Here is a 16241-nt window from a genome sequence, read left to right on the forward strand (position 1 = left end):
CCATGCCGGTGTCATGGAAAGGCCGCATCCTTACCCTGCACAGCTAAAATTTCCAGCATGACTACATCGGTATTGATCGTCGACGACGACCCGGCAGTGTGCGACCTGCTGAGCCGCTTCCTGACCACGCGCGGGCTCGACGTCACCGTCCTGCACGACGGCACCGCCTTGCGCCGGAGGCTGGAACTCGAGCGGCCGTCCATTGTGGTTCTCGACATCATGATGCCCGGCGTCGACGGCCTTACCGCCTTGCGCCAGGTGCGCGCCGCCGGCGACGACATTCCGGTGATCTTCGTCACCGCGCGCGACAGCGTGACGGAAAAAGTGGAAGGCCTCGAGCTCGGCGCCGACGATTACCTTTCCAAACCTTTCGATCCGCGGGAACTGCTTGCGCGTATCGACACGGTCTTGCGGCGGCGCGCGCCGGCTTCCTCGGCGCGTCCCGAAACCCGCGCCAGCGAGCGTTTCGGCCGCTTCGAACTCGACTTCGTCACGCGCGCGCTGGTGAGCGGGACCGAGCGCATCCCGTTGCGCGACAGCGAATTCGCGTTGCTCAAGGTGCTGGTCAAGCATCCGTACAAGGTGCTGTCGCGGGTGCTGATTCACGATCTCGTGCATCGAGACGATGCCACCTTCAGCGACCGCAGCCTGGACGTTCCCATCTGGCGCCTGCGCAGGATTATCGAAGAAGATCCGGCTAGTCCGCGTCACGTGCAGACCGTGCGTGGCCAAGGCTACGTGTTCATTCCCGATCCCGACGGAGTCCGCGACCGCCCCGATCGTGCAGCGCCCGTATGAAATTCTCCGGCAAATTTGCGCGCGGCTATTCTGGCCGGACCAACCCGTTCAATTCGCTGTTCGGGCGCATGGCGCTCATTTCGCTGGTCGTGCTCTTTGCCGTGCAGGCTTGCTGGTTCGCGGTGCTGACCGTGCAGCGTCCTCATCACGATGCCGAAGGTTACGCGCGCGGCCTCACGCTCGTGCTGGCCGCCGCGAACGACGACGCGCGCCAGGGCGTGCGCATCGCGCCCGCGCTGAACGCCAAACTCGTATTGGCTGCGAATCTTCCTGACGGCGTCTCGCTGCGCGAACCGGATCATGGTCCGATCGTGCATTTGCTGCGGGAGTTGAGAAATATACTGCCGCGCGGCGCCCAGATCGCCGTCGACGGCCCGAATCATTCGCCGCGTCTGTGGGTGCGCTATCCCGACAATCCTAACTGGATCGTCACGCCGGTGGACTTGCCCGAAGCGGCGCCCATTCTCGTCGAATCCGTGGGCATGCTGCTGGCGGCCGTGATCCTTTCGCTGGTGGCCGCATGGCAGTTGCAGCGGCCTTTGTCGCGCGTCGCGCAAAGCGCGCGGCAGTTCGGCACGGGCGAGCGCCCGGTGCCTGTCGAGGAGCGCGGACCGCGAGAATTGCGCGACCTGATCCGCGCGTTCAACCAGATGATGCGGCAGATCAACGACGCCGATGACGAAAAAGCCGTGATGCTTGCCGGCATCGCGCATGATCTGAAGGCGCCGCTCACGCGACTGAAATTGCGGGCGAGCGTGCTGGTGGATGACGACGCAGAGCGCGCCCATTTCATCCGCGATATCGATTCGCTGACGCGTATCGTGCAGCAGTTTCTGGAGTTCGCGGCAAGCACGCCGTCAGTGGGACCGGCGGTTGGCGTCGATGGCTTTCTCGCGGAACAGTTCGCGCAGGACGAGGCCGGCGACGACGCGTTGTTCCGGCTGGAATTGCTGGCGGGCGAGGGATTCCGGTTGCCGCGGACATCCCTTGACCGGCTGGTGACCAATCTTGTCGATAACGCGCTGGAGCACGGCGCGCCACCCGTCGATATCGGCACGGCCCGGCGCGGCAACGAGTGGTTGATCACGGTGCGCGACTACGGCGACGGCATTCCGCCAGAGCGTCTCTCCGACGCCCGCAAGCCTTTCGTGCGCCTCGATCCTGCGCGCGCCGGAGACGGCCATTGCGGACTCGGCCTGGCGATAGTCGGCCGGTTGGCACGCGAACTCGGCGGCAGATGCGAAATTGGCAACGCGCCGGAGCACGGCTTGATCGTGCGGATCGTGGTTCCTGTTGTGTCCAGCTATTCAGGCGCGGGCGGCGCGGCGTCTCAAACCACGCGCGCGCCGCAACCCGTCATGGCTTCCTGAAGACGGCCTGTTCGAGCTGATCGAAGTTGAAGGGCTTTGGCAACAAGGTCGCGTCGCTCAGATCATCGCCCAGTTCCGCCGCGATGCCCGCACCATAACCCGATGCCAGCACCACCCGCACGCGCGGCTGCAGGCGCTTGGCCGCGCGCGCCAGATCGAGGCCCGACATACCCGGCATGCGGACATCGGTGAGCAGGACGTCGAATGTCTGGCTGCCGATCAGGTCCAGCGCAGCCTGGGCGCTTTCCACTGCGTGGACCTGGGCCTCGAGCAGTTCCAGCAACTCGCGCGTGGCTTCGCGCGTGTTGACATCGTCTTCCACGATCAGCACGCGCAGCGGACCCGCCGGGTCTTCCGCGCTCTCCGCCTTCTCCGCTTCGGGTTCGCTTGCTTCGGCGCGCAGCATCGAACGTACTTTGCGTGCGAGCGCGTCCCGCCTGTACGGCTTGCTGATCAGCGCGACGCCGGGATCGAGCCGGCCTCCATGGACAATTGCGTTTTCCGTATAGCCGGACGTAAACAGCACTTCCAGCGAAGGCAGCATTTCACGCGCGCGCCGCGCCATGTCGACGCTGCGCAGCGGTCCGGGCATCACCACATCGCTGAAAAGCAAGTCGATGTGAACGCCGCTTTCGAGCACGTTCAGCGCGCTTTGGGCATCGGCGGATTTCAGGACGTTGTAGCCGAGTTCGGTCAAGGTATCGACGACTGTTGCGCGAACGTTCGGATCGTCTTCCACGACCAGGATCGTTTCCGTTCCACCGATCACCGGCTCGTGCGATGTCTCCACGCGGTGCGCTTCTTCTTCCATCGATCGGGGAAGGTAAAGCTTTACCGTCGTGCCCTCGCCGGGTTCGCTGTAGAGCTTGATGTGGCCGCCGGTCTGTTTCATGAAACCGTAGGCCATGCTCAGGCCCAGTCCCGTACCGCGGCCTTCCGGCTTGGTCGTAAAGAACGGCTCGAAGGCCTGCGCCAGCACCTCGGGCGCCATGCCGGTGCCGGTATCGGACACGGCGATCATCACGTACTGGCCGCTCTTCACGTCGTCGTAATGACGGGTGTACTCGTCGTCGAGCATGGCGTTGCCGGCTTCTATGGTCAGGCGGCCGGCGCCGTCCATTGCATCGCGTGCGTTGATGGCCAGGTTCACGATCACGTTCTGCAGATGGTTCGGATCGGCAAGCGTGTTCCAGAGCCCGCCCGACACGACGGTTTCCAGTTCGATGGTTTCGCCGAGCACCCGGCGCAGCATGTCGTCGGAACTGCGCAACAAGCGCGCGATGTCGAGCGCCACCGGCTCCAGCGGTTGGCGGCGCGCGAATGCAAGCAACTGCGACGCGAGCTTCGCGCCACGCTCGACTGCTTCGTGCGCGCTGGCAAGCCGCCGCGTCAACGTCTCGTTGCCGCCGGCATCCTGCGCCGCAAGTTGCAAATTCCCGCCAATGACTTGCAGCACGTTGTTGAAGTCGTGCGCCACCCCGCCGGTCAGCTTGCCGACCGCGTCCATTTTCTGCGACTGGGCGAGTACCGCTGCCGTCTCGCGACGTTCGGCTTCGCTTGCGCGCAGCGCGGCCGCGGCTTCATCGATACGCTGTTCCAGCGTCTCCTTATGCCGCTCCAACGCTTCGGAAAGGCGCTTTTGTTCCTGCAACGCCGTATCGAGCGAACGCAGGTTGAGCACGCGTTCAGTGATATCGCGGGAAATCGATACGAGCCATTCCACGCCCGCCGGACCCTTCACCGGTGAAACCGTGACCTCCCAGTATTTCGGCGTGCCTTTTGCCGTCGGGCAAAGCGCTTCGAAGCGCGAATGCCGGCCTTGCAGCGCGTTGTCGATGGCATCGCTCAACAAGACGCGCGACTCCGCCGGCCAGAGCGAAACCCACGACTTGCCTTTGAACGGCGCGAAGTCGTCGATTTCCATCAGGCAAATGCCGTTCGCGTTCATGAACTCGAGCGTGCCGTCTGGCTTCAGGATCTTGATGCAATCGGTGCTGCCGTTCAGCACGCTGAGGAAAAACGGGTCGGAATCCGGGGCTGGCGTGTTGTCCGTGTCTGCGTCTAGGACGGATTCCGGCTCTGCAGGCTGAGGCCCAAGCGGGAAACCGAAAGGTATGTCGGTGCGGGCTACGGGTTCTGGCGTCGGGAAGCAGTGCGCACCCGTGTCGTCGAGACGTGCAATCGCGGGATCGGGGCTAACTGGGTCGGTCATGAATCGGGCGCAGGCGAGGAATACGGCGATGACAGCGCGATGCAAGAACGAATCACTGCGCTGAGCGTGATCGGTATTTGCAAGCAAGCATTGCGCCAGACAGGGCGCTATTGATGCATGACCGGTAAAGGCTTTACAGCAGGCGCTTCAATGCAAGCCGGTCGTCTGCATTTCATCTGCGGCGTGTAAAAAGCGTTGCGCAGGACTGTAGTTCTTGCTCGATTTTTCGTGGAGGGCGGCTTGCCGCGACGGTCTTGACGAGGCATCGACGCCGGAGGATGTTATGCATTTCCCTGATGGCACTTGACTTGACGCCGCCCGGTTCGCTTGCTGCTCAGGCGATTTGCAGTTGCGAACCCCGGCGCGCGCGCTTCTTGCTGACCCTGTTGCTCCCTGCGAGGCATAACATTGCGGGGCCTGATCTCATGACCGGCACATCCGATGTTCGGCCTGTCATGCATAACTGGCCGCGTCCACGCGATGCGACATCTGGAGACACCCATGCCTTTGGCAACGACCCACGCTGCTCATCTACCGCGTTTTTCATCGGCATTCGCCGCCGCCGTTCACGATGGCCTCACGCACTCGCCACAAAAAGAATTGCCCTCGATGTATCTGTACGACGAAGTCGGTTCCGCGCTCTTCGAGGTCATCACCGCGCTGCCCGAATACGGCGTGACGCGCGCGGAGGAGCGCGTGCTGATGGCGCACGCGGCGGAAATCGTCGCTGAGCTGCCGCGCAATATGACCGTTGCCGAGCTGGGAAGCGGCAGCGGGCGCAAGACGCGACGCATTCTGGAAGCGTTATCGAAGAAACGGCCGAACGGCGCGACCGAATACTGCCCGATTGAAATCTCGCCTGCCGCGTTGCAATTGTGCAAGCGGGAACTTGGCGATATCGAGCGTGTATCGATAGTCGGATACGAGCGCGACTACCTTTCCGGACTCGCCGAAGTCAGCGCGAACCGGCGCGATGGCGAGGCATTGCTCGTGCTGTTCCTGGGCAGCACCATCGGTAACTTTTCGCGGCTGGCCGCAACGCGTTTCCTGAAATCGATACGCGGCATGCTCAAACCCGGCGATGCGTTGCTTCTCGGCATGGATTTGCTCAAGCCGCTGGAAACGCTGATCGCCGCGTATGACGATCCGATTGGCGTCACGGCCGCGTTCAACCTCAACTTGCTTGCACGAATCAACCGCGAACTGGACGCCGATATTCCGCTGGATGCGTTCAAACACGTAGCGCGCTTCAATCCCGACGCTCGGAGCATTGAAATGCATTTGCTGGCGACGCGGCCGGTCAAGGCGACGATCCGTGCCGCCGAACTGACCGTGGAGTTTCGCGAAGGCGAAACGATCTGGACGGAAAGCAGCCATAAGTACAGCGCCGATGAAGTGGGGCCGTTGGCATCGGACGCGGGGTTCAGGTGCGCACGCCAGTGGACGGACAAAGAATGGGGGTTTGCGGAGAGTTTGCTGGTGGCGGGATAAGCATTGATCCACCTCGCCGCCTGTGGCATTTTGAGAACCGCGCACGTTTTTGTACGGCCTCAAAATGACACAAAACATCTACGACGACCCATCTTTCTTCGATGCCTATAGCAAGATGGGCCGCTCGCTGCACGGTCTCGCCGGCGCAGCCGAATGGCCTGCACTTCGCGCTCTTCTCCCTGAACTGCGCGGCCTGAAAGTGGTGGATCTGGGCTGCGGTTACGGCTGGTTTTGTCGATGGGCGCAGGAGCAAGGCGCGTTATCCGTTCTCGGACTCGATGTCTCGGAGAAAATGCTCGAACGCGCGAGATCGCTATCCGGCGCCTCCGCGATCACCTACGCCAAAGCCGATCTTGAACAGCTCGATATCCCACCGGCCAGCTTCGATCTCGCTTATAGCTCGCTCGCGTTTCATTACATCGAGGACTTGCGTGGTTTGCTGGATAAGATCCACCGGGCGCTCGTGCCCGGCGCGAGCCTGATCTTTTCGATCGAACATCCAATCTACATGGCGCCGCGCAATCCGGATTGGCTGATCGATGCCGCTGGCCGCAAATCATGGCCCCTGGATAATTACCAGCACGAAGGCCCGCGCGTCACGAACTGGCTCGCCGATGGCGTGGTAAAGCAGCATCGGACCATGGGAACGCTGTTGAATCAGCTGATAGCGGCGGGATTCGCCATCGCTCATGTGCAGGAATGGGGACCGACGGATGCGGAGGTGGCCGAGCGGCCTGAACTGGCGGAAGAACGGGAACGCCCGATGATGTTGCTGGTGTCCGCGCGCCGCTGAGCGCGGACCAAAACCTCAATGCTGCTCGAAGCGCTCAAACCGCTTTTCGATGTACCGCTCTTCGCTCATCAAATCCGTGACGCGCGCATGCGGCGGTCCGCGGCGCAGCCACTCGAGCATCAGATCGACCTGATTTGCAGGCCCCTGGATCATCGCTTCGACGGAACCATCTTCGAGATTCGCCACCCAGCCCCGCACGCCGAGCGAATGCGCGCGCCGCAACGTCGCGTGACGAAAACCAACGCCCTGCACCACGCCCTTCACACGCACGTAATACGTTTCTATTCGAGTATCCAGATCCGGACTCGGCATGTTCGCTTCTCCTGATTGATGCGCCAACTGAGGCATGAACTTTCGGGCGGCCATGAATTGGCCGACACCCATCAGGCAGCATTCTAGACAAGCCGGGCAAAACCGGCAGCGCGCGCTATCCCAACCGGAACGGCTGCGCGGTTTCCCCGGCAGTGCTGCTCGCGCGCCGCGCCACCGCTTCGCGCGGCACAGTGACTTCGAATACGGTGCCGTTTTCGGCATCGGAGCGCACGACCACACGGCCGCCGTGCATCTGCGCAATCTCGCGCGTGATGTAAAGCCCGAGCCCCAGTCCGCCCGTCTCCTGCTGCGGCCGGCCCGACCGGTACGGCGCAAAAATCGTCGGCAAGACATCCACGGGAATCTCTCCGGCGTTTTGCACCATGATCGTCACTTCGTCGGCGGTTTCTCCGTTGAGCCGCACATGAATTGGCGAACTTTCGCGCCCATGCGTCAGCGCGTTGCCAATGAGATTCGAAAACACTTGCGACAGCAAATCGCCATCGCCCTGAAGGAGCGTGTCGCCTTCGCGGAAAATGAAGATGCGCCCCTTGCCCACGCGCGCCTCGTATTCCTCGACGATATTCTTCGCCAGCGTCAGCAACTCCACCGCCCGCGGCTGCAGCGTCACACGTCCGCCACGCAAGCGCGCGAGATTGAGCAACTGGTCGACCATGCGCACCATCCGCATGCCGCTGCTCTTGATGCGCGTGCCTATATTCGCGACGTTTTCATCGGGGACGAAGCGCGCCAGATATTCCGCCGATGCAATCACTGCCGACAACGGCGTGCGCAAATCATGGCCGAGCACGGCCATGAGCATTTCGTTGGCATCGAGCAGTTGCTGGACGGTTGCAAGCTGCGTGGCCAACTGCTGCTTCTGCTTCTCGATCTGGATGAACACATCCACTTTCGAATTGAGAATGCGCGAGTCGTATGGCTTGTACAGAAAATCCACCGCGCCGGCTTCGTAACCACGGAACGTGCGCCCGGTGTCTTGCGCTGTCGCAGTCAGGAAGATGATCGGCACGTGCGCGGTGCGCGGGCTGCCGCGCATCAGTTCGGCCAGTTCGAAGCCATCCATGCCGGGCATGTTGACATCGAGAATGGCGAGCGCGACTTCGTGCTTGAGCAGCAATTCGAGCGCGGCGGGTCCCGAGCTGGCGGCGAGCACGGAAATGTCCGGCCGCGCCAGCGAGGCTTCGAGCGCGGTGATGTTGTTCTGCACATCGTCAACGATCAGAACGTAGATCGGTTGCCTGTTGAGTTCCATTAGCGGAGTTCCATTAGCGTGTCAGCTCCAAGTCAACCTGGTTCACGTCGCAGATCCTTGTCCAATGCCGCGCAAGCGCGCGGCCATGGCGTCAATTGTAAGAACATCGTGCACGCCAACGCGAGCGATGGCGCCCCGCGGCATCGCATCCGATCCCGCCGTCTCCGGGTCCTGCACCCAGCAACGGCCGCCAGCACGTTCGATCGCTTCAAGGCCGCGGGCGCCGTCGTCGTTCGCGCCCGAAAGCACGATGCCAAGCAGCGCATCGCCGAAACACAGCGCCGCCGATTCGAACAGCACATCCACCGATGGCCGCGAAAACCGCACGGGTGGATCGACGGAAAGCGAGATCGTGCCATCCGGTTCGACCAGCATGTGATAACCCGGCGGCGCGAGATAAATCGTGCCGCCGGCGATCGTGGCTTTGTCGTCGGGTTCGACGACCGGCAAGCGGCATCGCGCGGCAAACAGCTCCGGCAACAGGCTCGGCGAGTCGGCGCGCACATGAACCACGACTAGCACGGCCGGCCGGAAGCCTGCTGGCAGCGCGGGCAGCAACTGGCTCAACGCCTCCACGCCGCCCGCGGACGCACCTATGACGATAGCGTCGATCGCGGCCAGCGGACTGAAAGACTCTTCCGGTGCTTTCATGGTCAAACCTTCTGATACAGGCGCTCGCGCGCATCGAAGTCGGCGAAGCTGTCCGCGTGTTTCGAAAAACGGATGCTTTCCTTGCTGCCCAGCCCCAGAAAACCGCGCCGCACGAGCGAATCGCTGAACAGGCCCAACGCGCGATCCTGCAATGCGCGATCGAAATAGATCAGCACGTTGCGGCACGACACGAGATGCGCCTCAAGGAACACGCTGTCGGTGGCCAGACTGTGATCGGCGAAAACCACGCGCGACTTGAGCGTCTGCGAGAATTTCGCCGCACCGTAAGCTGCATGATAGTAGTCCGAGAGCGAACGCTTGCCTCCGGCCGCCAGATAATTCTGGCTGAAACCCGCCAGCCGATCCAGCGGGTAGATGCCGCTTTCTGCCTGCCTGAGCGCCCCTGCGTTGATATCTGTTGCGTACAAAACCGTACGGTCCGCGATATTTTCTTCCGCGAAAAGAATGGCAAGCGACCAGAGTTCCTCGCCGGTGCTGCATCCCGCCACCCAGACCTTGATGGACGGATAGGTTTGCAGGATCGGCACGACCTGTTCGCGAATCGCGCGAAAGTATGCAGGGTCGCGAAACATCTCGCTGACCTGCACCGTGAGGTACTGGAACAAACGCGAGAACAGGGTGGGATCGCGGAGAATGCGTTCCTGCAATTGCGAAAGCGTGGGATATCCCAGGTCGATCAAGGCCTGCCCCAGGCGCCGCCGCAGCGAACTCACCGAGTAATGCCGGAAATCGTGCTGGTACTTCAGATAGACGGCTTCCAGCAGCAGCTTCAACTCGATGTCGAAGATGGCTTCGTCGGCGTTTTTCGGGGTCCGGTTAGGCATCTCGATTCCGCCTACCGTTGCCGCAGCCAGACGCGACACAGCGAAACCAGCTTGTCGACATCGATAGGCTTCGAAATGTAATCGTCCGCGCCCGCTTCCAGGCACTTCTGGCGATCGCTCGCCATGGCTTTTGCCGTCAGCGCGATGATCGGCAGGCGCGCGTGTTCCGGATCCTTGCGGATCTCGGTCATGGCGGTGAAGCCGTCCATCTCCGGCATCATGATGTCCATCAGCACCAGATCGATATCCGGATGACGCGCGAGCGCATCCAGCGCCTCGCGGCCATTGCGCGCAATTTCGAGCTTCGCGCCGAGCGGTTCGATCACGTGCGACAACGCGAAGATATTGCGGACGTCGTCTTCGGCGAGAAGGATCGTGCGGCCCTCGAACACGTCGTCACGCTGACGCGCCGCGCGCAACATGCGTTGTTGTTCGGGCGGCAACGCGCTTTCCACGCTGTGGAGGAACAGCGTGACTTCATCGACCAGGCGCTCCGGCGACTTTGCGCCCTTGATGATGATCGACTTGGAATAGCGGCGCAGGCGCTGCTCTTCGTCGGGCGACAGCACGCGCCCCGTGTACACGATCACCGGCGGCGACGCATGTTCCTGCGACGTCGACACACGTTCCAGCAAGTCGTAACCGGAGCCGTCGGGCAGCGCCAGATCCATCACGACGCAATCAAACGTGCCGCGATTGATCTCGTCGATGGCTTCCGCGATCGTCCCTGCTTCCACGATCTCCACGGTCGCGCTTTGCAGCAATGCGTGGATGCTCTGGCGCAGCGCGGGATCGTCCTCGACCACCAGCACGCGCCGCGTGCCTTGCGCCGAACGCGCTTCGAGCTTGCGGATCGCGCCCGCGAGCGTTTCGCGCGCGCTCGGTTTCAGCGTGTAGCCGATCGCGCCGAGATGCAGCGCGACATCGGCGTGATCCGTCGATGAAACCACGTGAATCGGAATATGCCGCGTCAACGGGTCGTGTTTGAGCCATTCGAGCACGGTCAGGCCTGACTGATCGGGCAGGCCGACATCGAGCAGAATGCCGTTGGGTTGCAACTCGCGCGCGAGTTCCACGCCATGCGTCGCAGTCGTTGCGTGGACGAAGTCGAACTCGAGTTCATGTGCGAGGTCGTGCAGGATGTGCGCGAAACGCAAGTCGTCCTCGATCGCCAAAATCACGCGATCGGGGCGTTTGCGGTTGGCGCGGTCATCGGCGATAGGTTGCGGCACGTGATGGCTCGCGACCGGTGCGCGCCACAACGAGGGATCGGAAACATTCGATGCCGCCTGCGCCACCAGATGCGCCGGCGCGTGACTTTGCACGGGCGCTTCTTCGGTTTCGACCAACGCTTCGGACGCTTCCGCGGGCTCACTCATATGGCCGATCACATCGAGTTTCGCCGTAACCGTGCCTTCGCGAATACTCAACGGCAGCGTGACGGAAAAGACGCTGCCTTTGCCCGGCTCGCTCGCCACACTCACGGAGCCGCCGAGCAAGCGCGAGAATTCCCGCGATATCGACAAACCCAGCCCGCTGCCGCCGTATTTGCGGCTGGTGGTGCCATCGGCTTGCTGGAATGCCTGGAAGATCAGGTCCTGCTTGTCGCGAGGAATGCCAATGCCCGTATCGCGGACATCGAAACGCAACGCGTTGTCGTCGTTATCTGCTTTATGCACCGAAACCGTTACCTGCCCACGCTCGGTGAACTTGAACGCATTCGAGAGCAGGTTGCGCAGCACTTGCTGCAGGCGCTGATTGTCTGTGACGAAATACTCCGGCACGCCCTCGGCGCGCTCCGTCACGAGTTTCAGTCCCTTGGAATCCGCGACCGGCATGAACGATTGACGCAAAGACTGCAGCATTCCGTCGATCGCAACCGGCGCGAACTGCACATCCATTTGCCCCGCTTCCACCTTCGACAAATCCAGGATGTCGTTGATCAGCGAAAGCAGATCGCTGTTCGACGAATGAATGGTTGCCGCGTAGCGCACTTGTTCGTCGCTGAGATTGCCGTGCTTGTTGTCCTGCAAGAGCTTGGCGAGGATCAGCGAACTGTTCAGCGGCGTGCGCAACTCGTGCGACATGTTCGCGAGGAACTCGGACTTGTACTGGCTCGCGCGTTCGAGCGCCAGCGCGTTCGCCTCGAGCTCCTTCTGCGCGCGCACGAGTTCGGCCTTTTGCCGTTCGAGACTGTGCGTATGCTCTTCCAGCCGCACGTTGGTTTGCTCGAGATCGGCCTGCTGCGTCTCCAGCCGCGCCTGTGTTTCCATCAGCGCCCGACCGCGTTCCTCGAGTTCTTCATTCGATACTCGCAGCTCTTCCTGCTGGACCTGCAATTCCTCGCTCTGGCGCTGCGTTTCTTCGAGCAGCTCGACCATGCGCGTCCTGTACTGCGCCGAGCGCAGCGCCATGCCCATCGCCTCCGATGCATTTTCGAGCAACTCGCGGGTATCGCTGAAGGAATTTTCCTCGCCGATGAATCCCAGCTCCAGCACGCCGGTCACGTCGCCGTCGGCCATCATGGGCGCGACCACGGAATGGCTCGCAGGCGCCGATCCCAGCGCCGAGCCAACCTTCAGAAATTCCGCCGATGCCCCCGTAACTTCGATTACGCGCTTTTCATCGAGCACCTGGCCGGTCAGGCCCTGTCCTCGCGTGATCCGTTGCGGCACTGCGCTGTCCGCGGGCAACGCCCAGGCCGCGATACGCACGAGCGCGTCGCCTTCGCGGGCATACAGCACGCCGACGCGCGCGCCCACATACGGCACGAGCGAACGAAGGATGCCTTCGCCAATCGAAGCGGGGGTGAGATCGCCGCGCATCTGCAGTCCGATCTCGACTTCGCCCTGCTTCAGCCACGCGCTGCGTTGCAGGTTCAGCCGCGTTTTGATATAGAGATGCCCCACGCCGGCAAGCACGAACATCACGATCACACCGATAACCCGGTTGATCTGCAACACGAACGTGGTAACAACGGCGTCGCCGGTCGTGATGTAGAAACCCAGCACCGTCAGCACGGAAGCTGCGCCCGCGGTCAGGAACGGCACGTTCGGACGGTCGACCCACATGCACAGCGCAACCGGCAGCATGTAGAACACCCAGATGGCGATTCTCAGCGGTGTAAGCCAGTCGACCGCAAACACGATCATCAGCATCGAGACGATCGCGAAGTAGAGCCATACGGAGCGGTTTCGGCTGTCTATATGCATTGGCGATTGAATTTTGTTGAGATTTTGTCAGGCGCCGAAAAGGCAGCACCGGACCATAGCACGACCCGCCAGCCCTTGTCATATATGGGCTTGCGGCCGATCAGGACGCTTCGGAAGACGCGCAACTGTTACCTTTCAAGACAGATTTAGAGGAAAAAATGACTGACCCAGTACATGGTCGCAACGCTCACGTGTCCAACGGACTTGTGCTTGTCACGGGTGCGTCCGGGTTTGTCGGATCGGCGGTTGCGCGACTGGCGCGGGAGCGCGGCTACGATGTCCGCGTTGTCATACGCAAGACCAGTTCCCGGCAGAATCTTGAAGGCCTCGACGCAGAAGTCGTCTTCGGCGACATGCGCGACGAAGCGTCAATGCGCGCCGCCATGAAGGGCGTGCGCTACCTCATGCACGTGGCCGCCGACTACCGGATCTGGGCGCGCGACCCGGGCGAGATCGAGCGCGCGAACCTCGAAGGCACCGAGGCCACCATGCGCGCGGCGCTCGCCGAAGGCGTCGAAAGGATCGTGTACACGAGCAGCGTCGCGACGCTGAAGGTGAATCCGTCGGGCGATATCGTTGATGAAACCAAGCCCGCACAAGCACATCAGACGATCGGCGCGTACAAACGCAGCAAGGTTCTGGCCGAGCGGGCGGTCGAGCGCATGGTCGCGAACGACGGCTTGCCGGCGGTGATCGTGAATCCGTCCACGCCGATCGGCCCGCGCGACGTCAAGCCGACACCGACCGGGCGAATCATCGTGGAAGCGGCGACGGGCAAGATCCCGGCTTTCGTGGATACCGGCCTGAACCTCGTGCATGTGGACGATGTCGCGAACGGTCACTTTCTCGCGCTTGAACGCGGCGTGATTGGCGAGCGCTACATTCTGGGCGGCGAGAACCTATCCCTTCAACAAATGCTCGCCGATATTGCCGGTCTGGCCGGACGCAAGCCACCGACCATCAAGTTGCCGCGCGGTCCGTTGTATCCGCTCGCGGCCGGCGCTGAACTGTTCGCGAAGTTCAGCGGCAAGGAGCCGTTTGTCACTATCGACGGATTGCGGATGTCGAAGAACAAGATGTACTTCACGTCGGCGAAAGCGGAACGCGAACTCGGATATAGCGCCCGGCCCTATGGCGAAGGCCTGAGTCACGCGCTCGACTGGTTCCGCGAAAACGGTTATCTGAACCGCTGATCGCCACCGCGACCAGCTGCGTTTTAAGCGCGCCAACACGCATTTTGTTACAACACGTGGCGCGCCGCAGAGTACGCAGCGGTTAAAATCGCAGGTTCGATGCAAGGCAAGAAAAGGCATACACCGCATGAACTTAACCGACCAGCTCGGCGCGCTGGAATCAAGCCTCGATGAACTGATTCTGGCCGCTTCTTCCCCTTCCGCCTCTTTTGCTCCTGAATCCGGCTCCGCTTCTGATTCCGCCGCAGCCAACGCAACCGCTGCAACCGCCACGGCCGATGACGCGCCCGCAATCGACGCCAAGCCCACGCTGAACGTGTCGCGTCCCGAGCAGAACGTGATTGAGATGAGCATCGGCGGGAAGACCGTGGCGTTGAGTCCCGAAGGCGTGTCGCAGTTGATCGAGGAACTGTCGAACGCGCGCGCTTCGATGACCGTCGACCAGCCAAAAGGATTGCCGCCCGGCTGGCGTTATGTCGCGACAAAAAACCCGGTGATGGCCACGCAGCGCTATCCGAATGGCGACCGCCTGCTGGTGTTGCGGCACACAGGCCACGGCTGGGTGCCGTTCTCGTTCTCGCCGGATATGGTGATCGAGTTGTACGCCATGCTGACCCAACGGTAATCAGCGCGGGCCGCGGTCGCATGCACCCGGCCCACGTGATTCAAGACCTCAAGGCGCCTGGACCCGCGCCTTCCACTGCCCGCCTTTCCCACTCCAGAACCGCACCGCCGATCCCACCGTCGCGCTGACATAGAACAGCGCGACCAGCGGCAGCAGCGGCGCCCACAGGATCGAGCGACGGTAATAACGCAGCATTGGCGCGTACGCACAGCACATTGCAATCCAAGCAAGCCACGCCGGCCAGCCTTTTGCGCCCATGGAAAGCGCAATGACAGGCGGCGCAAGATAGATCACACACATGCCGATCAGTGTGCCCGCGAGCAACAGCGCCGAGTAGCGAAGCTGCGTGAATGCCGTGCGCGCGATCATGTTCCAGACTTCGCGCCAGTCGTCATAGGGACGCAACGATTCGCTGTCGGCGGCGAGATCCAGACGGATCGGGCGCGCCGCATTCACGCCATTGCGAAACTTGATGCGCGAAGCAAGGCTGCAATCATCGATCAGCTCGCCGCGTATGGATTCGATTCCCCCGGCCTCCACCAGCGCCGCACGCCGGACCATCATGCAGCCGCCCGCCGCGCCTGCCGTGCGGCTTTGCGCGTTGTTGACCCACGAAAACGGGTATAGCTTCGCGAAGAAAAACACGAACGCCGGGATCAACGCTTTTTCCCACGTGGAATCGCAGCGCAGACGCACCATCAGCGAGACGAGATCGCGGTCTTCCAGAATCGCCCGCGCGACGAGCTGCGACGCTGCGTTGGCGGGATGCTGGATATCGGCGTCGGTCAGCAACAGGTAGTCGGCCGGCAAGCCCAGCTTGTCGATAGCGCCGATCCCCTGCGATTGCGCCCATACCTTGCCTGACCAGCCCGTTGGCAACGGCGCGGCTGTCAGCACGGTCAGGCGGTCTTCCAACCCCAGATCGCGCGCGGCGGCCTGCGCCGCGTCAGCGGTGCCGTCGGTGCTGTGGTCATCGACAACAATCAGATGAAACGAGCCCGCGTAATCCTGGGCAAGCAAAGACGCCACTGCGCGGCCGATTACATCGGCTTCGTTGCGCGCCGGCACGACCGCGACCACCGCGGGCCAGGCGCCACGGCGTGCAATTTCAGCCTGTCCCACGGCGTGGACGGTGCTTTCGCTCAAGCGCTCGATGGCTTGGGCGCGCCAGAAACCGCCGCGGGCAAACAGCAGGACAATCCAGATGAGAAGGGACAACCAGGCAATCAAGAGCATCGTCAGTTCGGTTCTACAGATTCACAACGGGTTGAATAAAAGCAATACCGCCGGCGTCCGGCGGAGCGCTCCGACAGGGCGCAACTGTACGCTCAAACGCTTATGCAGGCTCGGTGAAAGGGTTGCCGACGGGCTCGCCAACGGGCTTGCCGGGAGGCGTCCATATCATGCAGCAAGCATGCATGGTCGCAGCGCTTCGTGTCGATATGCCATTCGGCCAACGCGACGTT

At 62.2% G+C, this 16241-nt stretch carries 13 protein-coding genes; 6 read left to right on the top strand and 7 right to left on the bottom strand.

Features of this window, described 5'->3' with window-relative positions; genetic code table 11:
• Positions 1-57: 57 nt before the first annotated feature.
• Positions 58-798, top strand: a complete 741-nt coding sequence (locus HB633_RS00110; RefSeq protein WP_213776061.1) for a response regulator — start codon at positions 58-60, stop codon at positions 796-798.
• Positions 795-2168, top strand: a complete 1374-nt coding sequence (locus tag HB633_RS00115; protein ID WP_255580674.1) for an ATP-binding protein — start codon at positions 795-797, stop codon at positions 2166-2168. The genes HB633_RS00110 and HB633_RS00115 overlap by 4 nt, the downstream gene beginning before the upstream one ends.
• Here the strand turns inward: HB633_RS00115 and HB633_RS00120 are convergent.
• Complete coding sequence (locus tag HB633_RS00120) at positions 2155-4380, bottom strand: response regulator (RefSeq protein ID WP_213776062.1); 2226 nt, start codon at positions 4378-4380, stop codon at positions 2155-2157. The two genes, HB633_RS00115 and HB633_RS00120, sit on opposite strands and share 14 nt — an antisense overlap.
• A gap of 501 nt (positions 4381-4881) precedes the next feature.
• Here HB633_RS00120 and egtD point away from each other — a divergent pair.
• Positions 4882-5871, top strand: a complete 990-nt coding sequence (gene egtD, locus HB633_RS00125) for an L-histidine N(alpha)-methyltransferase (protein ID WP_213776063.1) — start codon at positions 4882-4884, stop codon at positions 5869-5871.
• Positions 5872-5935: 64 nt separating this feature from the next.
• Positions 5936-6664, top strand: a complete 729-nt coding sequence (locus HB633_RS00130; protein WP_213776064.1) for a class I SAM-dependent methyltransferase — start codon at positions 5936-5938, stop codon at positions 6662-6664.
• Between the two features lie 15 nt (positions 6665-6679).
• Here the strand turns inward: HB633_RS00130 and HB633_RS00135 are convergent, their stop codons facing one another.
• From HB633_RS00135 to HB633_RS00155, 5 genes are all read right to left on the bottom strand, one after another.
• On the bottom strand, positions 6680-6976 hold the full coding sequence (locus HB633_RS00135) for an acylphosphatase (protein ID WP_213776065.1): 297 nt from the start codon (positions 6974-6976) through the stop codon (positions 6680-6682).
• Positions 6977-7091: 115 nt separating this feature from the next.
• Positions 7092-8249: a hybrid sensor histidine kinase/response regulator gene (locus tag HB633_RS00140; RefSeq protein ID WP_213776066.1), complete on the bottom strand. Its 1158-nt coding sequence runs from the start codon at positions 8247-8249 to the stop codon at positions 7092-7094.
• A gap of 42 nt (positions 8250-8291) precedes the next feature.
• Positions 8292-8900: a chemotaxis protein CheB gene (locus tag HB633_RS00145; RefSeq protein WP_213776067.1), complete on the bottom strand. Its 609-nt coding sequence runs from the start codon at positions 8898-8900 to the stop codon at positions 8292-8294.
• A 2-nt stretch (positions 8901-8902) separates the two neighbouring features.
• Complete coding sequence (locus tag HB633_RS00150; RefSeq protein WP_213776068.1) at positions 8903-9745, bottom strand: CheR family methyltransferase; 843 nt, start codon at positions 9743-9745, stop codon at positions 8903-8905.
• Between the two features lie 11 nt (positions 9746-9756).
• Positions 9757-12957, bottom strand: coding sequence for a response regulator (locus HB633_RS00155; protein ID WP_213776069.1), 3201 nt, complete (start codon positions 12955-12957; stop codon positions 9757-9759).
• A 158-nt stretch (positions 12958-13115) separates the two neighbouring features.
• On the opposite strand from HB633_RS00155, the gene hpnA reads away from it, so the two are divergent.
• Positions 13116-14150, top strand: coding sequence for a hopanoid-associated sugar epimerase (gene hpnA, locus HB633_RS00160; RefSeq protein WP_213776070.1), 1035 nt, complete (start codon positions 13116-13118; stop codon positions 14148-14150).
• 127 nt (positions 14151-14277) lie between these two features.
• Positions 14278-14775, top strand: coding sequence for a hypothetical protein (locus tag HB633_RS00165; protein ID WP_213776071.1), 498 nt, complete (start codon positions 14278-14280; stop codon positions 14773-14775).
• A 48-nt stretch (positions 14776-14823) separates the two neighbouring features.
• Here the strand turns inward: HB633_RS00165 and HB633_RS00170 are convergent, their stop codons facing one another.
• Positions 14824-16011, bottom strand: a complete 1188-nt coding sequence (locus HB633_RS00170; RefSeq protein WP_213776072.1) for a glycosyltransferase — start codon at positions 16009-16011, stop codon at positions 14824-14826.
• Between the last annotated feature and the right edge of the window lie 230 nt (positions 16012-16241).

The sequence above is a fragment of the Caballeronia sp. dw_276 genome (assembly GCF_018449635.1).
Classification (GTDB): domain Bacteria; phylum Pseudomonadota; class Gammaproteobacteria; order Burkholderiales; family Burkholderiaceae; genus Caballeronia.